At 63.5% G+C, this 21,427-nt stretch carries 15 protein-coding genes and 4 pseudogenes; 12 read left to right on the forward strand and 7 right to left on the reverse strand.

Annotated elements, in window-relative coordinates; genetic code table 11:
- Positions 1-14 precede the first annotated feature (14 nt).
- From H9K75_RS22720 to H9K75_RS22735, 4 genes are read left to right on the forward strand one after another with little or no spacing between them, the layout of a single operon-like run.
- Positions 15-782, forward strand: a complete 768-nt coding sequence (locus tag H9K75_RS22720; RefSeq protein WP_187724234.1) for a Hachiman antiphage defense system protein HamA — start codon at positions 15-17, stop codon at positions 780-782.
- Positions 782-4,294 carry a DEAD/DEAH box helicase gene (locus H9K75_RS22725; protein WP_187724235.1) on the forward strand — a complete coding sequence of 1,171 codons (3,513 nt, stop codon included), beginning with the start codon at positions 782-784 and terminating at the stop codon, positions 4,292-4,294. The genes H9K75_RS22720 and H9K75_RS22725 overlap by 1 nt, the downstream gene beginning before the upstream one ends.
- 12 nt (positions 4,295-4,306) lie before the next feature.
- A complete protein-coding gene (locus H9K75_RS22730; RefSeq protein WP_187724236.1) occupies positions 4,307-5,134 on the forward strand; it encodes a hypothetical protein in 828 nt (275 codons plus the stop codon).
- Positions 5,131-5,871 (forward strand): DUF4365 domain-containing protein, encoded by a 741-nt coding sequence (locus H9K75_RS22735; RefSeq protein WP_187724237.1) that lies wholly within the window; start codon positions 5,131-5,133, stop codon positions 5,869-5,871. Before H9K75_RS22730 ends, H9K75_RS22735 begins: the two co-directional genes overlap by 4 nt.
- Positions 5,872-6,108: 237 nt before the next feature.
- Here the strand turns inward: H9K75_RS22735 and H9K75_RS22740 are convergent, their stop codons facing one another.
- From H9K75_RS22740 to tnpB, 3 genes are all read right to left on the reverse strand, one after another.
- Positions 6,109-6,390 carry a hypothetical protein gene (locus H9K75_RS22740; protein WP_187724238.1) on the reverse strand — a complete coding sequence of 94 codons (282 nt, stop codon included), beginning with the start codon at positions 6,388-6,390 and terminating at the stop codon, positions 6,109-6,111.
- A 4-nt stretch (positions 6,391-6,394) separates the two neighbouring features.
- A complete protein-coding gene (gene tnpC / locus H9K75_RS22745; RefSeq protein ID WP_449757736.1) occupies positions 6,395-7,984 on the reverse strand; it encodes an IS66 family transposase in 1,590 nt (529 codons plus the stop codon).
- 149 nt (positions 7,985-8,133) lie between these two features.
- Positions 8,134-8,466, reverse strand: coding sequence for an IS66 family insertion sequence element accessory protein TnpB (tnpB, locus tag H9K75_RS22750; protein ID WP_187724240.1), 333 nt, complete (start codon positions 8,464-8,466; stop codon positions 8,134-8,136).
- Positions 8,467-8,872: 406 nt separating this feature from the next.
- Here tnpB and H9K75_RS22755 point away from each other — a divergent pair, with 406 nt between their 5' ends.
- The 7 genes and pseudogenes from H9K75_RS22755 (at position 8,873) to H9K75_RS22780 (ending at position 15,897) form a co-directional block, all read left to right on the forward strand.
- Positions 8,873-10,180 carry an acyclic terpene utilization AtuA family protein gene (locus tag H9K75_RS22755; protein WP_226858400.1) on the forward strand — a complete coding sequence of 436 codons (1,308 nt, stop codon included), beginning with the start codon at positions 8,873-8,875 and terminating at the stop codon, positions 10,178-10,180.
- 79 nt (positions 10,181-10,259) lie between these two features.
- Positions 10,260-10,418: an AtuA-related protein gene (locus H9K75_RS24430; RefSeq protein ID WP_226858401.1), complete on the forward strand. Its 159-nt coding sequence runs from the start codon at positions 10,260-10,262 to the stop codon at positions 10,416-10,418.
- A gap of 159 nt (positions 10,419-10,577) precedes the next feature.
- A pseudogene (locus tag H9K75_RS22765) lies at positions 10,578-12,181 on the forward strand (carboxyl transferase domain-containing protein).
- A 2-nt stretch (positions 12,182-12,183) separates the two neighbouring features.
- Positions 12,184-13,806 (forward strand): acetyl-CoA carboxylase biotin carboxylase subunit, encoded by a 1,623-nt coding sequence (locus H9K75_RS22770; RefSeq protein ID WP_226858402.1) that lies wholly within the window; start codon positions 12,184-12,186, stop codon positions 13,804-13,806.
- 137 nt (positions 13,807-13,943) lie between these two features.
- Positions 13,944-14,156, forward strand: coding sequence for an acetyl-CoA carboxylase biotin carboxyl carrier protein subunit (locus H9K75_RS24435; RefSeq protein ID WP_226858403.1), 213 nt, complete (start codon positions 13,944-13,946; stop codon positions 14,154-14,156).
- Positions 14,157-14,278: 122 nt separating this feature from the next.
- Complete coding sequence (locus H9K75_RS22775) at positions 14,279-15,079, forward strand: IclR family transcriptional regulator (protein WP_187724241.1); 801 nt, start codon at positions 14,279-14,281, stop codon at positions 15,077-15,079.
- A complete protein-coding gene (locus H9K75_RS22780; RefSeq protein WP_187724242.1) occupies positions 15,079-15,897 on the forward strand; it encodes an IclR family transcriptional regulator in 819 nt (272 codons plus the stop codon). The genes H9K75_RS22775 and H9K75_RS22780 overlap by 1 nt, the downstream gene beginning before the upstream one ends.
- A gap of 417 nt (positions 15,898-16,314) precedes the next feature.
- Here the strand turns inward: H9K75_RS22780 and H9K75_RS25690 are convergent.
- Both H9K75_RS25690 and H9K75_RS22795 read right to left on the reverse strand, forming a co-directional pair.
- Positions 16,315-18,274: pseudogene (locus tag H9K75_RS25690) on the reverse strand (methyl-accepting chemotaxis protein).
- Positions 18,275-18,345: 71 nt separating this feature from the next.
- Positions 18,346-19,334 (reverse strand): annotated as a pseudogene (locus tag H9K75_RS22795) (ABC transporter substrate-binding protein).
- Here H9K75_RS22795 and H9K75_RS22800 point away from each other — a divergent pair.
- Positions 19,272-19,637 carry a hypothetical protein gene (locus H9K75_RS22800; protein WP_187726184.1) on the forward strand — a complete coding sequence of 122 codons (366 nt, stop codon included), beginning with the start codon at positions 19,272-19,274 and terminating at the stop codon, positions 19,635-19,637. The pseudogene H9K75_RS22795 and the gene H9K75_RS22800 sit on opposite strands and share 63 nt — an antisense overlap.
- A gap of 107 nt (positions 19,638-19,744) precedes the next feature.
- Here H9K75_RS22800 and H9K75_RS25695 read toward each other — a convergent pair.
- Both H9K75_RS25695 and H9K75_RS22810 read right to left on the reverse strand, forming a co-directional pair.
- Positions 19,745-20,559: pseudogene (locus tag H9K75_RS25695) on the reverse strand (enoyl-CoA hydratase-related protein).
- Positions 20,556-21,413: an enoyl-CoA hydratase/isomerase family protein gene (locus H9K75_RS22810; protein ID WP_226858404.1), complete on the reverse strand. Its 858-nt coding sequence runs from the start codon at positions 21,411-21,413 to the stop codon at positions 20,556-20,558. The pseudogene H9K75_RS25695 and the gene H9K75_RS22810 overlap by 4 nt, the downstream one beginning before the upstream one ends.
- Between the last annotated feature and the right edge of the window lie 14 nt (positions 21,414-21,427).

Genomic DNA, 21,427 nt, shown 5'->3' on the forward strand with positions numbered 1-21,427 from the left:
CTGTGGAGGAGAGGATGGAGTTCGCGAAGTGGTGCGTCCAAACAGAGGAGTCCGTTCAGAAGCACAGGTTACACGGGCTGGGTATCGCTGATGGCAAACAGGCACAAGCGATTGGTGCGATCGCGAAGGCCATCCCGGGCTACTACACAGATCCGAAGCGCGTCGCGGATCTCCTGAAAAAGCTGGGCAAGCCGGGTGCCGCCGCCCATGTCGAGCAGAAGCTCCCCACGCAGGCATCCATCCGCTCTGGCGACCTGGGCGAGATCCTGTGCAACGCCTATGTGTATGAGGCTACGCCCTTCAATCTCGGCATCAGGCGCTTGCGCTGGAAGGACCATCGCAACATGTCGATGCGCGGTGAAGACGTGCTGGCCTTCAACTTGGATCCGAAGGGCAGCGGGCTGAAGATCCTCAAGGCAGAGGTTAAGAGCCGGGCTGGCATGAAGACGGCCGTCATCGAAGAAGCCAGGACAGCGCTCTGCGCCAACAACGGGTTGCCGTCGCCGCACGCGCTCGCGTTCGTCGCCGACCGTTCGAACGAAATCGGCGACACGGTGCTCGGCGATGCGTTGGACAAGGCCCTGCTCAAGGACGGCATCCGCGCCTCCCAGGTCTCGCACATGCTGTTCACGTTCTCGGGCAACGATCCGTTGAAGCTTCTGAAAGCCAACCTGCAGTCCTATGTCGGGCTGGTACCGCAGCACTACGTCGGCCTGCGTGTCGATGGACACCAGGACTTCATCAAGGCGGTCTTCGCGGCCATAGGCAAGGGAGGCAAATAATGGCCGCGACGCTCGAGGAACTGAAAGCCAACATCGATGCGGCCGTAGTGCCGGGGTACCGAGCCCGGTTGCTCGCCCGCGGCCAGGCGCGCGCGATGATCTGGCGCGACGGCACTCTGCCGCAGGACGCGCCGAACTTCGGCGCTGAGCTGTCGGACGACCTGCTGGCCTACGGCTATTCGCTGTTGCAGCACGGTCTGCGCTACATCGACATGGGCGGCGACGCTGAGACGGCCCGCAAGGCCTTCGAGGTGGCGGCTGAGGCGCTCGAAGCTGTGGTTGCGCGGGGGACACCCAGCGTTGAGCGCGACTTCCATCGCCTCGTCGCTGCGGCGGCCTATCACCTCGGTCGATTCTCGGCACGGGCCTATTCGCTGCTGTACAAGGGGTTGGCCGAGGCAAACCTCTCGGCGATGGAGAAGGGGCTGGCGAAGCTGATGCTCCGCGATCTCGACGGCCTGGCCGGGGATGTCGGCGCATGGTTCGCCTCGGGTCAAGGGAGCGAGGGCGCGGTCGTTGCCGCGCTGGGCAGGCCGGACACAGTGGGCGATGGCGACGACACGGATGGCGCGGGGTCTCCCGACGGGCGGATTCGCGCCGTGCTGGTCGCCCTGGAGGACAACTTCATGGCCGCTCTGGCCGTCGCGATGCTGGCCCTGGAGCGCGGCGACGAGGCCTTGTTGCCCGTCGCGCGCGAGCGCCTGCAGCATGGCCTCGAGGTCGCCGGAGAACTTGAACTCGTGCCCGCCTGGTGGTGTCACCGCCTGGCGATACATTTGCTAGGCGGTCTTTGGGAGACCAGCTTCCACAAGATCCTGCCGCTGTCCGGGCCACCCGGCGCAGAGGTCGGCGACTGGGCTCGGCTGCGCAAGCTCTTCATTGCCTCGCTCTACCGTAGGAGCAAGTCGGAGGTCGAGCTCTGGCCTTCACAGCTCCAGGCGGCACAGCGTGTGTTGGATGCCGGAACAAACCTGGTGCTGTCACTGCCCACCAGCGCCGGTAAGACGCGTATCGCGGAGCTGTGCATCCTGGCCTGCCTGGCGCGTGGCAAGCGCATCGTCTTCGTCACCCCGCTTCGGGCGCTGTCCGCGCAGACCGAAGTGGGCCTGCGGCGCACCTTCTCCCCGTTGGGCAAGTCCGTCTCGAGTCTTTACGGAAGCATCGGTGCCAGCGGCGCGGACGTCGATGCCTTGCGTTCGACCGATATCGTCGTTGCCACACCCGAGAAGCTCGATTTCGCGCTGCGCAGCGATCCGACGTTGTTGGACGATGTAGGTCTGGTGGTGCTTGACGAAGGCCACATGATCGGCCTGGGAGAGCGCGAGGTGCGCTACGAGGCACAGATTCAGCGCTTGCTGCGGCGTTCCGACGCGGCCGGGCGGCGCATCGTGTGTCTCTCGGCGATCTTGCCCGACGGATCCCAGTTGGAGGACTTCGCAGCCTGGTTGACTCGGGACCAGCCAGAGGGGCTGATCAAGGACGACTGGCGTCCGACCCGATTGCGCTTCGGCGAGGTCGAATGGAAGGGCCAGCATGCCCAGCTCAGCGTGAGCGTCGGTGACGAAAAGCCCTTCATCCCGAAATTCGTGGTCGCGAAAAAGCCGACCCGTGGCCGTGCCAGAAAACTGTTCCCGTCCGACCAGGGGGAACTGTGCATCGCAACCGCCTGGCGCTTGGTGGAAGAGGGCCAGACCGTCCTCGTCTTCTGCCCGATGCGTCGCTCGGTGCTGCCCTTGGCCGCAAGCATCATCGAGATGCACAAGCGCGGCCACATAGCTTCCGTCCTGGCGCATCCAGTTTCCGTGCTGGCGACGGCATTGGCCGTAGGCGCGGAATGGTTCGGACCCGACCACGACATTCTTGAGTGCTTGAAGCTGGGCGTGGCGGTCCACCATGGCGCCTTGCCCACGCCGTACCGCAAGGAGGTTGAGCGGTTGTTGCGCGAGGGCGTGCTTCGCGTCACGGTGTCTTCGCCGACCTTGGCGCAGGGGCTCAACCTGGCTGCGACCTCGCTGGTCTTTCGGGGGGTAAGACGTGGCCGCGATCTCCTCGATGCCTCGGAATTCCGCAATGTCGTCGGCCGGGCCGGGCGTGCCTACATCGATGTTGAAGGCCTGGTGCTGTATCCAATGTTCGACAACCATAGGCAGCGGCGAAGCGATTGGCAGGATCTGGTCTCGAACCATGGTGGTCGGGAGATGGAAAGTGGTTTGCTCAGGCTGATCGCGGCGTTGGTCAGCCGGATGATCAAGAAGTTGGGCTCCCGCGATGTTGACCAGTTGATCGAATACGTCGCCGGGCAGGCCGCGTGGGAGTTTCCGGCGATCGCCTCGGAGACCGGTGAGGACGCTGACACTGCACGGCAACGATGGGATCAACACCTGGCGAGCCTGGACACCGCGATCTTCAGCTTGCTCGGAGAGACCTTCGTACTCGATGCCGAGGTCGAGGCCAAGCTCGACGAGATCTTGGAGGCTTCGCTGTTCGAGCGACGCCTCGCTCGCTACAACGAAGATGTTCGAAAAATACTTCCGGCGGGATTGCATTCCCGCGCCAAGTACATCTGGCGCAACAGCACCCCCACGCAGCGGCGGGGGTACTTCCTAGCCGGCGTGGGGTTGGCCGCTGGAAAGGCGCTCGACGAGCGAGCGTCGGAATTGGAGCGCCTTCTGCTGGCGGCCAACGTCCACATCGGCGCTGGTGATCAGGAAGAGGCCGTCGCAGCGATCACGGCCTTCGCCGAGATTGCGTTCGACATCTCGCCGTTCCGGCCAGAGAGGCTGATTGTCGGCTGGAAGCCCTTGCTCAGACGCTGGCTTCTCGGGGAACCGGTGTCAGAGGCTTTATCTGGGGACAGCGACGAATCCGTCCAGTTCATCGAGCAGGCTTTTGTCTACAACCTGCCTTGGGCGATGGAGGCAGTTCGGGTGCGTGCCGAGGCGCACGAAGATCTGTTCTCGGACGAGGTCAAGCTATCCGACTACCCACGTGCGCACGCCGTTGCCGCACTGGAGACGGGAACGCTGGTGGTTGCCGCTGCAGTACTGATTCAGGCGGGGTTCGGATCTCGGCTGGCGGCCATCCAGGCTGTCACATCCACTGGGGCGAACTTCGATTCGATCCGTGGCCTGATGGCTTGGCTTGCCTCGGACGAAATACAGGCTCTGTCCGCGGCACCCACCTGGCCGACGCCGGAATCACGCGCGTTGTGGCTCGACTTTCATGGGCCCGGAGGCACGCAAGCCGCGCAAGGGTGGGCCGCAACCGAATACACGAGTGGCATCGCGTGGCATGGCGTCCCGATGCCACCTGGCACGCCCTTGCGCCTTGGCGGCGGACCGGGGAAGGAGCGGGTCGTGTTCACGGCCGACTTCCGGGTGGTCGGGGCACTCAGTTGGACACCCAGCTCCAAAGGTTTGATCGTCGCGAACTCAACCAACGAGCTCGGCAAGTTGTCGCTGGAATATCTGGGGCCTGGCCACGTGGACAGTGACTCAGCACATCGGCCTTGAAAGGAGAGCGCGGTGACGGACGAACTCATTCTGAACCATGACGACTTGAGAAGGCTTCATCGGCACTACATCAACCTGACTTGTGTGGATTCCGGTGAACCCGCCAAGGCATCCAATGGCGGAAATCCGAAGCGCTACAACTTCAGCGCTTTTGTGGTCGGTGTGGAGGGCGTCCTGCTCGCCATTACAGCCGGGCATGTTTTCGCAGAGTTGAGACAAGCAGTCACCCACGGTTCGATCCTGTCGGACTGGGCCATCGACGATTCGATGGTCACCGATCACGGGTTCCCGGCGTATCCAGTGGACGTGAATCTCGAAAGGGACATCCTCTTCTTCCACGAAGATGGACTGGACTATGGGGCGTACCTTTTGGATCCAATGGCATCGCGCGCGCTCGAAAAGAGCGGCATCGTTCCGGTCAGGAAGGAGCAGTGGGACGCTGAGGATTTGGAGGAGTTCTCGTTCTGGACTCTGGTCGGCCTGCCAACCCAGTTCGCAACCTTGAACCATGAAGGGCCTTCACTAAAAGGCCATGTCACGGTGCGCGTGATGCACCTTCCTGAGAGACCTGCCGGCTTGTTGCTGACCAAGCACCCGCGCCTATTTGCGAAGGTCGACTTCGCGTCCGTCGCGGAATGGGAACGACAGTTCGATATTGGGGGGATGAGCGGAGGGCCCATCTTCGGTACGCGGCAACCGCCTCAAGGTTCTGTCTATGACTATCGGCTGATTGGTATCCAGAGCGCCTGGGACAAGCGTGAGAGCGTCGCGATGTGTGCGGCTCAACCATTCATCAGGGCGCTGGCCCGGATGATCAAAGAGCGGAAGGGCATGCAATGAGTGATGAACGCGCCTACCCCCAGCACTCAGAGACTCAAGACAAAGAGGAACGGAGTAAGCGGCTCCTCGAGCAACTGGCTCCGACGTCCTGGCAGATTCGCCCTATCACCGAACGTGATGTCGGCATCGACGGCGAGGCTGAGATCCGGGTCAACAACCGGTACACCGGCTTGTTCTTCAAGTACCAGCTGAAATCTACAGATAGCATCGAATGGAGCATGGTGGGCTCCTCGCGTTCCAGCGCTATCAAAAGCAGTACCGCAAACTATTGGCTCGGCCTCGAGATTCCCGTTTTTCTCTTTCAAGCCGACTTGGTTGAAGGGGCAATCTACTTTCGGGCTGTTGGTGCCGAATTGAGGCGGCGGTTTGGCGAGTTTCAGGATCAGAAGACGCTCAGCATCGAACTGAGCCGGGAACTTAGGCTTGGTCGGTGGGATGCAGCGGAGGCATTTGATGCAGCGTTTCGCTGGGAGCGCGCGTTGCCGCGTCTAGCCGCTCTTGCAGAGAGATTTCTCCTGGGATTGGAAGCATCCGCAATTTTCCTAGAGATCTCCCAGGGTCGCGACTTCCACATGGAGGCGGATGAGAGCCTGAGAGAGCAAATCCGTGTCCACTATGAAACCCACGTCGAGCTCCGCGCCTTGCTCGGCCTGCCTTCCGTTGAACCGTATGATGACCTGATCACTCGACTTGAGCGAGAGTTGGGGAGTAGCGGGGGTTCCATGAGTACACGGTGACCGAACTCTGTAGATCGATCGAAGTCGAAATGCCAAACCACGCCACGCGCCTTATGAACATGTTCGCGGTGCGCGAGCGGGCATTCTGGCTCATGAAGTGCCCAACTCTGGTTAGTCAGTGCGACAGACTCTCGCCATTCGTGGCGGAACTTCAAAAGCGCGTTCAGATCGCTAGTGTCGGCTATCGCTGGCGAATGCTGGGATCCTATCCAGGGTGGTAGAGTCGGATCGGCGCATTCATTCGACGACCTCCTTATCGCGCGCCGAGCGGATGGCCTCGCGCTGCCGCTCGATCTCACGCAGCGCTTCCACTTTTGGACGCATTCGACTCAGAACTCTTAGGGTTGATTCCGGCTGCAGCCAGCGTGCACCTGCCTCGGGGCTTAGTTCAGCGACTGATGCCTTTAGTTCGTCGAACTCGGACTCGGAAGGTTGATGTCCATGAAGAAGCCAGAAGGTTCGCTTCACCAGATCGTCAGTGAGCGTCCGGCCGTTCCCATCTTGACCGGCGCCGAGCAAGCCGCTACTGCGGTTGCCAGCGATGCGGCAGCAGTTGTTCGATGTCTCGATGCAGTTGCGTGGGCAAGCGCTGCAGCACGTCACGCAGGAACCCGAGTGGCTCCAGTCCATTGAGCTTGGCCGATTGCACCAGGCTCATGACCACGGCAGCGCGCTGGCCGGCGAGTTCGCTGCCCACGAACATCCAGGCTTTGCGACCCATCGCCCAGGGCTTGATCTGCTGCTCCAGGTGATTGTTGTCCAGCGCGAGGGCGCCGTCGTCAAGGTATCTCGTCAGCGCCGCCCAGTGGTTCAACGTGTAGTCGATGGCGCCTGCGGTAGCTCCTCCATCGGCAACCAGGCGCCGCTCCAGTTGCAGCCATTCTCCGAGCTTCTCCCATAGCGGTCTGGTTTGCAGTTGTCGCTGAAGCTGGCGCTGCTGGTCATCGAGTTCGACCAGTCCTGCCTCCACCTGGTAGATCCGCGCGAAGCGTCGGATCGCCTCCAGTGCGACGGCGCTCGTTCCCGCTTTCGCGAGTTCATCGAACTTGCGCCGGGCGTGCGCCGCGCAGCCCGCGGCGATGCGGTCCGGATGAACCCTGGCATCCAGCACTGTGTCGTAGACGCCATAGCGATCGGTCAGCAGCGTTCCGCTCCAAGGTCGAAGGTCCAGCGCCTCGTCCTCGCCCAAGAACGCCGTGGGGTACTGCGCCCCACGGCCGGCGCAGAAGTCATAGATCACGCCCGGCTGCGCATCGTGGCGGCTTCTCGCATACGCCCAGACATAGGCCCTGCGGGTTTTGCCCGCCCCAGGATCGAGCAGCGCCACCGGCGTCTCGTCGGCGTGCAGCACTTTGCAACCTAGTACGAAGCGCTTGTGCGCGTCGTACAGCGGCTGCAATGCCGCGCCGGCCTGTCCTGCCCAGGAGGCGAGCGTCGAGCGCGGCGTGTGAACGCCGCTGCGGGCATTGATGCCTTCCTGGCGGTAGTACGGCAGATGGTCTGCGAAGCGGCTGATCAACGTGTAGGCCAACAATCCGCTGGAGGCGATGCCGCCGTCGATGATCTCGGGGACGGCTGGCTCCTGCTTCAGGTTCTGGCAGCAGCGGCACGCCCACTTGCCGTAGACGTGGCGGTGCACGAAGAACTCGGCCGGAACGATGTCCAGCCGTTCGCTCACGTCCTCGCCGATGCGCGTCATCGCCTGGCCGCAGCCGGGCGTGGGGTACTGGGTGTTCTCGGGCTCGTAGCGATGTTCGACGCGGCGCAGATGCGCGGGAAGCGCCTCGCGGCGGGGACGACGTGCAGGCGCCTTGGGCGACTGGCCAGCGGCCGCAGCCGCATCGGCGTGCAGCCGATCGAGCTGGGCCTGCAGGCTGGCCTCGTCCTCGGCCAGGGTCTCCTCGAACAGCCGGCGCTGCTGTTCGTTCATCGCCTCGCTGCGCGCGCCGAACTTCCAGCGCTTCAGTCGCGCGAGTTCAAACTCGATCTTCTCCAGCCGAGCCTGACGCAGCACGAGCTCTCGATCCTTGCGCTGCAGCAGCTGGCGCTGCTCGCCGATCTGGCAGTCGCGCTCGGCCAGCGCCCGCTCCTGCTGCTGCAGGCGCTGCTGCATCTGCGCGAACAGCGCCGCCGCTTCGGCGGGAAGTCCTTTGAGATCCACGTCGCTCGAGCCCACGAACATGACGCCAATGGTGCCTGATCGCGCCGCGTGTCGCCATCGGCGTATTCGCTCTCGACTCGCGCGACGATCTCAGATCTCGATCACACGCGGGTGATGATGCTCTGCTCGTGCAGGCGCTGCCAGGGCAGCCCGACGACCAGGGCTTCGAACTGCGCGCGGCTGAGCTGCAGCGATCCCGAGGTTCCCGTGGTCCAGTGGAACCGGCCGGCATTGAGCCGACGCGCTGCGCACCAGACGCCGAAGCCGTCGTGCACCAGCAGCTTCACGCGCGTGGCCCGCGAGTTTGCGAACAGATATCCGTGGTGTGCCTCGGCCCGGCCGAGCGTCGTCACGACCGTCGCCAGCAGCCGCTCGGTGCCGCTGCGCATGTCCTGCGGCTCGCTGCACAACCACAGCGCGTCGATGCGGATCACTTCAGCGCATTGGCCAGATCGCGCAGCCAGGCGCCACAGGCATCCGCGCGCGAGGACGGCCAGCGCACGGTCAACTGCGAACTGCCCTTCTGCAGCTCGATCACGATGGAGTCACCGGTAGTCGCCTCGCACAGGAGGATCTTATCGGGGTTGCCCTGCGGGCCGTTGGCTTGATCGCTGCATCGGTCGACTGTGTATGACGGGTAACCGCTGCCTTCAACTGCGCAACCTGGCGTCGTAGGCGTAGCGAGTCGATCAGATCTATCTCCGAAGTTACGCGCAAAGACAGCACAAGGGCGCTCTTGCTGCCTTCGATCGTAGTTGACGGCCACTGCCGATTTGCATAATAATGAAATTAAGAACAGCAAAATGAAATTAGATTGAACCAACACAGACAGGAGTTCGCATGAAGAAAGTGGTGCGCATGGGCGCTGGATCAGGGTTCTGGGGCGATGCCATGGACCCGGCCATCGAGTTGCTGCGGGACGGGAACCTGGACTACCTGTGTTTCGATTTCCTTGCGGAGCTGACGATGTCGTTGCTGCAGCGACAGAAGCTAAAGAGCCCCAACGCGGGCTATGTGCCCGACGCGGTGAGCTACACCAACGCCATGCTGGCGCTGGCCCGAGAGCGTGGTACACGTCTGATCTCCAACGGCGGTGGCGTCAACCCGCGCTCCGCGGCGGAGCGAATGGCCGAAGGCGCGCGCAAGGCAGGGTTGCAGGGCACGCGCATCGCGCTGGTCGAAGGCGACGACCTGCTTGGCAAGCTGGACACCCTCTTGGCGCAGGGCGTGCCGCTGGTCAACATGGACACCGGAGATGCCGACTTTGCTGCCATTCGCGATCGTGTCGTCTCCGCCAATGTGTACACGGACAGCGCTGGGATCGTCGAAGGGCTGGACGGCGGCGCGGACGTCGTGGTTGCCGGCCGTGTGTCGGACAACGCGGTCTACGTGGGGGCCCTCGCACATGAGTTTGGCTGGACGCGCGATGCGGAGCACGTGGACCGCTTCGCGGCCGCTGTGACCTTGGGCCACATCGTGGAGTGCGCCTCGGCCTGCACAGGCGGGATGTCGTCGCGTTTCACCGAGATGCCCCACATGGGGCGCGTGGGATTTCCCATCATTGAATTCGCCGCAGACGGCAGTGCCGAGGTCACCAAGGTCGAGGGAAGCGGCGGGCGTGTCGACCTGTTCACGATCAAGGAACATCTGGTCTACGAGATCGGAGACCCACGCCGCTACCTGATGCCCGACGCGATCGCCGACTTCACCTCGTTGCGCTTGTCGCTGACAGGGAACGACCGGGTGCGTATCGAGGGCATTCGGGGTGAGCCAGCTCCGGACCTGTGGAAGCTGGTGGTGGGCTATCAGGATGGGTGGATCGGCGAGAGCCTAGCCTTCTTCCCTTGGCCCAACGCGTATGACCGGGCGATGAAGGCCAAGCAGACCATGCTCGAGCGCTTTGAGCGAATGGGGCTGGCAGCGGAGCAGATCCACTTCGACTTTGTCGGTTTGAACACACTCCACGGACCGGCGGCTCCGCTCCCCGATCCTGCGCTCGCCAATGAGTTGCCGGAGATCGGCCTGCGCTGCGCCGTTCGCACCAGGACCATGGAGGAAGCCGACAAGGTCAGGCGAGCGGGTTCGCACCTGTGGATCATGGGCCGGGCGGCACGTCGTTTGGCACTCCGATCAAGCCGCGCCCCGTGATCTCGCTGTGGCCGACGTTGATCCCTCGCTCCTTCGTGGAGCAGAAGACCCAGATCTTGGTGGCCTGAGGAGGCGCGACATGAAGAAGTTGACGGTTCGAGATATTGCCTACGTTCGCTCGGGCGACAAGGGCGACGTGTGCACGGCTGGCCTGATCGCCAAGACGCCGCAGGACTACCCCGGCTGCTCGCCAGCGTCACGCCGCAAGCGGTCAAGGATCTGTACGGCGAATGGGTGAAGGGCGATGTGGCCTGCCACCCGATGGACAACATCGAGGCTGTGGTTGTCGTCATGCAGGGCGCCCTGGGAGGGGGGCCACGCGCACGCTGCGCCTGGATCAGACCGGCAAGTCGCTGGGTTATGCGCTGCTGCGCCTGCCGCTGCAGGATTGAGCCGCATGACCATCTTGCGTTCCACGCTACGCACTACGGATCAAGAGTTCGTCGCCAATGCGGCAGCCTACGCCGCGCTGCGAGAGCAGGTGGCGGGCGTCCGCGAGACCGCGTTGGCCGGCGGGGGCTGAAGGCCCGCGAGGCACACCGTTCCCGCGAGAAGATGCTGCCACGGCACCGGATCAACGCACTGCTCGACCCAGGCACCCCCTTTCTTGAGATCGGACAACTCGTCGGCGAAGGTATGTACGACGGGGCCGCGCCGAGCGCGGGCCTCATCACTGGCATCGGGATCGTGGCGGGACGGCCCTGCATGATCATGGCCAACGATGCTACGGTGAAGGGCGGTACCTACTACCCCCTCACGATCAAGAAGCAGATCCGGGCGCAAGCAGTAGCGCGCGAGAACGCGCTGTCCTGCATCTACCTGGTCGATTCCGGAGGTGCGTTTCTGCCGTTGCAGGAGGAGATCTTCCCTGACGAGAACCATTTCGGGCGAATCTTCCGCAACATCGCCGAGATGTCCTCCCTGGGCATCAAGCAAATAGCCGCAGTCATGGGGGCGTGCACGGCGGGCGGCGCCTACATTCCGGCAATGTGCGACGAGACGGTCATCGTGAAAGGCAATGGGACCATCTATCTGGGCGGGCCGCAGCTCGTTCAAGCCGCAACGGGCGAGGTCGTAGACGCGCAAACGCTGGGCGGGGCCGATGTGCACACGCGCCTGTCCGGTGTTGCGGACCACTACGCGCATGACGATCTGCACGCCCTTGCCACCGTGCGGGACATCGTCGCGCGGCCGGGACCGGTAGCGATGGCAACGCCACCTCTGGCACCGGTGCCACCTCTGTATGACCCGAGCGAACTCTATGGATTGATCCCGGCGAACCCGAAGCAGCCGTTGTCGGCGCGAGAGGTCCTCGCGCGGGTCATGGACGGCAGCGAAATCCAGCTGTACCGGGAGCGCTACGGCACCAGCCTGATCTGCGGGACGGGGGCGATCGGAGGCTATCCGGTGGGCGTACTGATCAACGACGGCGTGCTCTTCAGCGAAAGCGCCCAGAAAGCGGCGAACTTCATCGAGTTGTGCAGCCAGAGCGGCATTCCGCTGCTCTTCCTACACAACATCAGCGGTTTCATGGTGGGGGTGTCCTACGAGCAGGGCGGCATCGCGAAGGACGGGGCCAAGATGGTGAATGCGGTGTCCACCGCGCGCGTGCCGAAGTTCAGTGTGGTCATTGGAGGTAGCTACGGCGCAGGTGCCTACGCGATGTGCGGCAGGGCCTTCGGTCCCCGCTTGATGGCCATGTGGCCCAACGCGCGCACTTCGGTGATGGGTGGAGAGCAGGCGGCCATGGTGCTGGCGCTGGTCCGCCAGGAGCAACTAGCGCGCCAGGGCCAAGTCTTGTCGGCCGACGAGGTGGAAGCATTCAAGCAGCCGATACGCGAGCACTATGCCGCGAGCAGCAGCGCGGTCCACGCCGCCTCCCGCCTTTGGGTCGACGCCGTCCTGGACCCAGCGGACACGCGCGCCTGGCTGACGATGGGGCTCGCGCTGGCCGCAGGAAGTCCCAGGCAGGACACCCGTTTCGGCGTTTTCAGGATGTGAGCATGTTCAAGCGAGTATTGATTGCCAACCGGGGCGAGATCGCCTGTCGGGTAGGCCGGACCTGCCGCGCTCTCGGTATCGAGTACGTGGTGGTCTACACGGAGGCCGACGCCTCGTCGCCTCACCTGCATGGGGCGGCGCATGCGATATGCATCGGGCAGGGGCCAGCCGCACTGAGTTACCTGGATGGCGCACGCATCATCGCAACTGCGATCGAATTCGGGTGCGATGCGGTCCACCCGGGCTATGGCTTCCTGTCGGAGAACAGCGAATTCGCTGAGGCAGTGGCCGCGGCCGGCTTGACCTTCGTGGGCCCCCGCCCGGAAACCATTGCGGCCTTGGGCGACAAGGCGCGAGCGAAGGCGCTCATGCATGAGGCTGGCGTCCCGGTAGTGCCCGGCGGCGGTGACGCGAGCGATGACCCAGAGGCCGTCGAGGCGATCGTGCGCTCAGTTGGCCTGCCGGCCTTGCTCAAGCCCAGCGCCGGCGGCGGCGGCAAGGGCATGCAGATCGTGGAGACGTTCGATGGGCTGAGGGAAGCCGTTGCCTCTGCGATCCGCGTGGCTCGCAGCAGCTTCGGTGATGGGCGACTCATCGTCGAGCGCTACATCGAGCAGCCCCGGCACATTGAAGTGCAGGTCTTCGGCGACAGCCAGGGCAATGTGGTCCATCTGTTTGAGCGTGAGTGTTCGTTGCAGCGGCGCCACCAGAAAGTGGTGGAGGAAGCGCCGGCGCCATCCTTGCCTGAGAGCCTTCGTCAACGCCTGGTCGACTCGGCTGTCCGAGGTGCCCGCAGTCTGGGATACCTGAATGCCGGGACCTTCGAGTTCATCGTCGGCAGGGATCAGAGTTTCTACTTCCTCGAGGTGAACACTCGCCTGCAGGTCGAGCATCCAGTCACGGAGTCCATTACGGGCGTGGATTTGGTGGAGTGGCAACTGCGTGTCGCTTCAGGCGAACCCCTGCCGCTGCAACAGGATGCCATCCGGTGCGAAGGCCATGCCATGGAATGCCGCATCTATGCGGAGGATCCCGCACGTGAGTTCCGGCCGTCGCCGGGACAAGTCCAGGTGGTTTGCTGGCCTGAGGGCGTGCGAGTCGAGGCAGGGGTCGCCAGTGGTGGTGTGGTCCCGCCGTACTACGACCCGATGGTGGCGAAGTTGGTGACGCATGCAGTCCACCGTAGCGCCGCCTTGCAGCGTATGCGCTCAGCCCTCGAAGGCACGCTGCTGCTCGGTCTCACAAGCAACATCGGGTATCTGCTGCGCGTGCTGGCCAATCCTGGGGTACACGCTGCGACCGTCCATACACGCTACCTTGATGAGAATGCAAGTCTGTTCTCAGCAGGCGGGAAGCCAGCCTTGGCAGCAGCCTGCGTGGCGGTGGTCGAGGCAAGCCGCGATGGCCTTGACGGCCATCGGGGTACATGGTGCGATGTGGGCTCGTTGGATCGCGGTGGCTTGGCCCCTGCAGCGCCCCTCGGGCATACGCATGTCTGGTCCGACGGTGTGATGTATTCCTGCGCGTGGCTGGCGCGCTCGGCGCTTGGCTACAACTTGGCAGTCGAAGGCGAGGTCCACGACATCCACGCCGTTCAAACCGCTCGGGCATCTGGCGTGGCGTAGCCGGGCAAAGCGGATGGGCGGCCGTCGAGAGAGAAGGGCGATGGGAACTGCAGCTTCAGGGCGACCGCTTCACGGCTGAATCGGCGCAGCGCCGCACCTTCGACGACGAGGGAGCGAAGGGGCTTGCTGTCGCGCCGATGTCTGGCACGCTCTCGGCACTGCCGGTCCTCCCAGGCCAGCACGTTCAGGCCGGAGATCTACTGGCTGTCGTCGAGGCGATGAAGATGGAGCACGGCATCGTGGCACGGCAGGCCGGCACCGTTCGGGCCATCGCGTTCACCGTGGGTGACAGCGTCAAGGAGGGGCAGTTGATTGTCGACATTGCACCCGGCACCCAGGCCTCTCTGTAAGCTATTTTCGTTTTGTAGGTCATCGGCTGATTCGCAAAAACCTAAAGAATTGAAAGAAGCAACCGACGCCAGCCTGCTAGACTGCCTTCTAATTTCATTTTAGATATGGTGGGTGGTGAACGATGGCGACGAGTGAGCAGGTGGCGGGGAGTGAGGTGCGCGTGCTCGCTCGTGGGCTCGCGATCCTCAAGGCATTCGAGCCGGACAACAGATGGCGCTCGAACACTGAGTTGGCCATCTCGACCGGCTTGCCCAAGCCAACGGTTTCTCGGCTGACTGCAAACCTGACGGAGGCGGGATATCTGGTGTACTCAGCCGAGCGTGCCTCCTATGGCTTGGCGACGTCGGTGCTTACCCTGGGGTTCTTGGCCGCTTCCAACCGAGACTTGATCGTGGTCGCCCGTCCCTTGATGCAGGAGTTCGCCGACCAACACAACGTGTCGGTTGTCCTGGCGTCACCGGACGGCGACACGATGGTGTGCCACGAGGTGGTTCACAGCCGCTCCATGCTGTTCACCCTTCGCGTGCGGGCAGGCTCAAGATTGCAGATGGGGCCGTCGGCACTCGGACGCGCGCTGGTCGGCTCCATGGGCGATGCCGAGCGTGATCGGTTCCTGGCCAGATTGTCGAGGGCCGGAGCTCCTGGCCTCGCCGAGCTGCATGAGCATGTCAAGGCTGCCATTACCCAGATGAAGCAACGCCAGTACTGCATCGCAGCGGGCTCTCTCGAGCAGGGCACCAACGGAGTCGCCGTCGTCATCGACACGCCGCAGCAGCCGCACTCCTATGCCATCGGATGTGCGGCACCGACGAATACGCTGAGTGTCACGCGCATCGAGAGTTCGGTCGCCCCCGACCTGCTTGGACTCAAGGCTCGCCTTGAAGCCGAGATCAATGCGACTTCTGCCCAGAAGGAGTCCTGATGGTTCGAACGAGAAAGCTGCCCTCCGCTGCAGCGAGCTTGCATGGCGCGAATAACGAGTACACCGAGGTCGACTCCTTGCGACGCGGGTTGGAGATCCTGCGCTTGTTTGACACGCGGCACAGGTCGCTCCAACCCTCAGAGATCGCAGCGAAGCTCGGGTTGTCGCGCGCGACGACAGCCAAGCTGACGGCCACCTTGGCGGTGCACAACTTCCTGCGGCCCAGCGGGTCGGCAGGCAGTCTTGAACCTCATGTGGCTTGTTTGGCGCTTGGCCGGGCGGTCAAACGGGGGCTCGACATCATTCCGGTTGCGCTGCCGCACATGCGTGAGTTGTCGCAGCGCTTCGACGTGCATGTGAGCTTGACGACGCGGGATCGGCTGCACATGCTGGTGGTCGAGCATTGCGTTCCAGCCGGGAAGATGCGCCTCGGCCTCGACAGTGGCGCACTGCTACCGATGGTCAGCTCGGCGTCTGGGCGGGCATATTTGTGGGCGCAGGAACCAGCCGTGCGATCGAAGCTCCTGGAGAACTTGAAGGACAGAGAGGACGACGGATCATTCAAGCTGATGTCTAGCGTCTATGCTGCCTTGCAGGAACTGGAAGAGAAGGGGTGGTGCTTTCTGGCGTCCCCAGTGACCAGCCAAACCTATTCGATTGCGACGCCGATCCGGGAGGATGGTAGAGCGGATTTTGCACTCGCGGTGATGGCGGTGGGTCCCGCCAGGTTGGAGCAGAAGCTGCGCGATGTTGTGGCTCCCGAGCTTCTCGGCGTAGCAGGCTTGATCTCCCAGGCGCTGGATCGGTCCCGCCGCTGAGGGGTTGTACCCGAAGCCTCGAGGCCTCCGGGTGCTTCAGGGTGAGGCTCTGGCCCTGGCGACCTGGGCCCGCCGTGCGGGCCTGTACGCCTCCTGGCCCGAGGTGTGGTAGAGCGCATTGGTTGCATCATGGCGTTCGGCCAAGCAAATACGCTCAAGCCGGAAGATTGATCCCTCAGGGTGTCGAAGGCCAAGGCAGAAGCTCTTGTCGAGGTCATCCTTTGATCGCCGTCTCGCGTGTCATCGACCCCGTTGCGATCACTTCTGGTAGGTAACTGCGCCGATCACGTATCAGCGGGACAGCAGACTAGGCGAACACGGCCTTTCGTGTCCTTGGCCGCTCGATCGTCAGAACTTGAAAGACACGCCTAAATCGTCAGCCTTACTGCAGCGTCGGCCGCGCTGCGGGCGACGACTCTAGTTTTCCCCCTCTGTCTGCTCGGGCGAGTCATTCAGCCGGAACACCTGCACAGCGTCGGCCAGGCGCCCGGCTTGGTCGCGGAGGCTTTGGGCGGCGGCGGCCGATTCCTCGACCAGCGCGGCGTTCTGCTGCGTCATCTGGTCAAGCTGGCCGACAGCTTGGTTCACCTGGCCGATGCCATCGGACTGCTCGGCCGCCGCCGCAGTGATTTCGCCAATGATGGCGCCTACACGCTGGACGCTGCCCATGATCTCGTCCATGGTGCTACCCGCGTCCCGCACCAGGCGAGCACCTGAGTCGATTTTTTCTACCGAGTTGTGAACGAGCTGCTTGATCTCGCGGGCGGACTCCGCCGAACGGCCGGCTAGGTTGCGCACCTCCACGGCCACGACGGCGAAACCGCGTCCCTGTTCACCGGCGCGCGCGGCCTCGACTGCTGCGTTCAGCGCGAGGATGTGGGTCTGGGAGGCGATTCCATCGATCACGCCGATGATGTCGGCGATCTTGCGCGAGCTTTGGTTTATTTCGTCCATGGTATTGACCACCTCGCCTACCATGTGGCGGCCGCGCGCCGCTACCTCGACGGCAGATGCTGCGAGCTGGTTGGTCTGGCGTGCCGAGTGGGCCGACTGCTGCACTGTGGCGGTGAGCTGCTCCATGCTTTGCGCCGTCTGCGCCAAGCTGCTGGCCGTGGCCTCGGTACGTACCGAAAGATCCTGGTTGCCGGCGGCGATCTCACTACTCGCGGTGGTGATGCTGTCCACGGCCGTGCGTACCTGCTGCAGCATCTGCAGGTAGCGCTGGCGCATGCCCTCGACCTCCTGCACCAACGCACCGATCTCGTCGCTCCGCGTGGTACGGAAACTCTGCGTCAGGTCGCCCTGTGCCACTAGGGTAATGGCCTGAGTCAGCTCGGTAAGCGGCCGGCTCACGCCGCGGCGCAGCATCACGAAGAGGCCCGCGCCCAGCGCCGCCACAGCCAGCGCCATCAGGCACCAGACAGCAAGCGCCACGCGGCGCTGCCCGGCCATGGCTTCGCCGTCCGGCACCTCGGCCACCACCCACCAGCCGCTGTTGGTCTTTCGCACAAGTGCCCAGGGATCGTCCGAATCGGGTTTGAGTACCGGGGCGGCGCTGCGCACGAAGCCGTCGGGGGACGCTTCGAGGGCGGTGAAGAATTCCCGGGCTTGGGGATAGGCTTCCAGCACCTTTTTCCCGCGCGCCGTCGGGTGATAGATGAAGGTCGCCTGCTGCAGTGAAGCGTGGGGTCGATAACGTATGCCCCCCGTTCTCGAAGAAGCGCGTGTGCTCCACCTGGTTCTGCAGCATGGTGTGGAAGATGCTGATGTCGTTGCCGATGTGCAGCAGGGCCACCACCTTTCCGGTGGCATCCTTGATCGGCAGATAGTGCCCCATATAGGGCTTGTCGCGCACAGTCGTGAGGGAGGTGAAGGGCTTCCCCTGATCGGCAGCGGCGCGGGCGGCGGGGTCGGTGCGCGAGAGCGACGCGTCCAGCGCGCGCTGGCCTCGTTCGTCCTTGATGGAGGTGGTGACGCTCACGAAGTCGTCGCCCTTCTTGGCGAAGATCGTAGCGATGCCGCCGGTTTCTTTGGCGAACTTGTCCACGGCGCTGTAGTCTTGATTCAACAGTGCGCCGAAGCTGCGCAACTCGCCAGTGGCCTCGTCGAGCTGCATGGTGGCCTCGAAGTAGCGCTGGAAGCCCTTCATGGTCCGCTGTGCCAACTCGCGGTTAGCATTGTCGGCCGCGTCGATGGACTGCGCCACGCTTAGCGTGGTGGTGCTGATGCTGTCCACAAGCTGCGCGCGCGTGCTGCGCTGAGTGAGAAAGGCCAGAGCCAGACCTACGAAGACCAGGACGAACGCCACCAGGCCCAGGGCCAGGAGTGTGACGCGTCGGGCCACAGAGCGGTTGTTCGTGGGCGAAACGACGAGCATCGGGAGGTCTCCTTGAAAGTCCTTGCGCCGGCTGCAGCCGGTCTTCGCGTGAGGGGCTTGGGCGAACGCGCTTAGCGGATGAAGCGACCATCGCGGGAGATATTCGTCAGCTCGACAAAGCCGCTGGCGCTCGTTCCGGGTCCGCGGGCATTGATGCGGAAACCGCCGAGGTCCATGTTGCGCAGTCCCCATGCCGCATCCATGAAGGCGCTGCGACTCACGGGGCGGCCGGTGCGGCGAAGGGCCTCAATGAGCACCCGCGCATTGATGTAGCCCTCGAAGGCAATGTGCGATGGCTCCAGTCGCGTCCCCGAGGCCTTCCAGTCTTGCTGAAAGTCGCGAGCGAGGGGCAACAGGGTGCTGGCAGGCAAGGGCACGACCTGGGTGAGCGTGAGCCCCACGGCATCGTTGCCGAGGGCGCTGATAGTGGATGCCGCCCCCATGACTGATGTGGTGTAGAGCTGCAGGCCACGGCGTGCTCTGCGCATGCCCTGGATGAACTCCAGGGCGGGCTTGCCCGCCAGTCCGATGATCACGGCCGCGGGAGAGGCATCGGCGATCTTCGCGATTGCGGTGTTGACGTCTGACGCATCGTTCTCGACCGTGGTCACCGCGACGCTCGACAACGTGCGCTCTGTCAACGCCTGGTTCGCGCCGTTGAACACCTCTTTGCCGAAGGCGTTGTTCTGGTGCACTACCGCGATCTTGCGCAGGCCGACGGTGACGAGATGCTTGACCAGTTCCTCGGCTTCTTGCGGGTAGCTCGCACGCACATTGAAGACATTGCGCATGTCGGCCGGCCTGGCCAGCTTGGCACCGGTGAGAGGCGTGAAGTACGGAATGCCGGACTGTTTGACCTGGGGTAGGGTCGCTGCAACCATGGGGTGCCCATGCAGCTGAACAGGCCAAAGATGCTTGTGTCGGCAATGAAGCCTTCGACGTTCGACACAGCACGGGGAACGTCGTATGCGTCGTCGCGGACGACCAGTTCGATTTGTTGTCCGTTTATGCCGCCACGCGCGTTGAACGCGGCAAAGCAGATCTTTCCACCTTCATGCATCGCCTGTCCCACATCCGCCAGCGGGCCGGTCAAGGCGATCGACTGGCCGATGCGCAACGGCTGTTGCGTTTGAACTTGAGCCAGCAGCGGCGGCATCGCCAGGGTAGAGGCCCCTCCGGCCAGCGACTTGAGCAACGCTCGGCGAGTGCGCAAGGTCATGTCGGGCAGCAGTGGCATGGCGTCTCCTTCAATGTCGTGTCACTGTGGACACGTTTGTCAAGTGCGCCAAATGTGCTGGGTCAGGCCTATTGTGTCAATATGTTGATGAAAAAGATCGTGGAAAACACCTATCACTCAGCGTGAATTTCTCGCAAGTGAGACAAATAGATGATGCATTTGGGTCGTCGCCATGGCCGCCTGAGGGCCCAAAAAGGAAGCGGCATCCCTAGAAAGTCTGCCCAGGTTTCGGCCTAGGTGCGACGGGATGCACGGCGCTCCAGCGCCGCTACGGCCGTTCCAACGGCGCCCAGATGTTCCGGCGCCATGTGTGCGATGGCTTGAAATGCGGCGACGAGATCCAGATGATTTTGCAGGCTCAGTTGCTCGGATTCCCGGAGCAGTCGCTTGTGCATGCGCATGGCATTGGGTGGGTGGCGTGCAATCCGCTTCGCCAGAGCCATGGCTTCGTGTTGCAGCCGGTCGTCGTCTGCGACGGCAGAAACCAACTGGATGCGTTGTGCCGTCTCGGCATCGATGGGATCGGCGGTGAAGGCCAGCTCCATCGCCTTCGATCGCCCCACCAGGCGAGGCAGCATCCAGGCGCCGCCGTCCCCGAGATGATGCCCAGCTGAGCAAAGCTCACAGCGAAGCTTGCACTTCGCGCAGCGATCCTGATGTCGCAGAAGCACGCCAGATCGCATCCGGCGCCATAGGCCGCGCCGTTGACCGCAGCGATCGTCGGAATCTCGATCTCCGAGAGTGCCAGCGGCACCTGATGCACGGACTGCCGATAGCGCTGCTGGATCTCCGCCACGGTGCCGGCTGAGAAGCCCTCCCGGGCTGCCATCTTTCGGATGTCACCCCCGGCGCAGAACGCCCGGCCCGCGCCGGTGATCACCAGCGCACGCGCTGTCGGGTCTGCGTTGGCTCTGCGAATGGCGGCTGCAAGCTCGAGAAACTGATCCTCGGTGGTAAGACGGTTGAGGGTGTCGGGATGCGAGAGTGTCAGCGTGAGCACACCACCGTCGTGGCTTTCCCGAACGAAGGAGGGGTCGGTGCCGCTCATGCGCCGATCCAACGGGGAGCGCGCTTCTCGGCGAAGGCTCGCGGCCCTTCGACGGCGTCTGCGCTGGCGTAGACACGCTCGTGGAAGCGCTTCGCCGCTTCCAGTCCTTGTTCGCAGCCGAGGTCCATGGCGGCGCCAACGCTCTTCTTGGCGGCCCAGACCGTCAACGGAGCGTTGTCGGCGATGGTGCGGGCGACCTGACGCGCGCGACCTCGCACCCCGTCAGGATCGGGCTCGATGTAATTGACGAAGCCAAGCTGGTGGAAGCGCTCGATCGGATGCAGATCGCCGGTGAGCATCAGTTCGAGCAGAAACGGTTGCGGCAACATCCAGAGCATCGGCACGCCCCAAGGCGATCCGCGACCGACCTTGGCTTCGGAGATGCCGCCGCGCGTGCCCTGCATGCCGACCCTGATGTCGCTGTTCGCTGCGAGCACCATGCCTCCTGCAGTGAAATGGCCCGTCATCGCGGCGATGATGGGTTTGGAGACTTTCCTCATGCGTTCGTGAAATGGGTCGCGCAACATTTCCAGCATGTCCTTGCCTGTCTCTGCGCGGATGCGTGCGGCCTCCTTGAGGTCCATGCCTGCTGAGAAGGTTCCGCAGTCGGACGAGGTAATGATGGCCACTCGTATGGCTTGGTTCGTTTCGACTTCTTCCCATAGATCGAGCAGCCGCTCGCAGACGGCGATGGACAGCGCGTTGCGCTGGTCCGGCCGATCAATCGAAATGGTTGCAACGCCATCGTCGATTCGAAAGGAAACCGGGGCGGTTGGAGAATCCACTGCATTCATGCTTAATTCCTGTTCTTGTGTCGCTCCAGGTTCGGGAGCTGTCTCGCCACGCCCAGGCATGACGGGCGAAGCAT

This window comes from Diaphorobacter aerolatus (assembly GCF_014489535.1).
Classification (GTDB): Bacteria; Pseudomonadota; Gammaproteobacteria; order Burkholderiales; family Burkholderiaceae_C; genus Diaphorobacter_A; species Diaphorobacter_A aerolatus.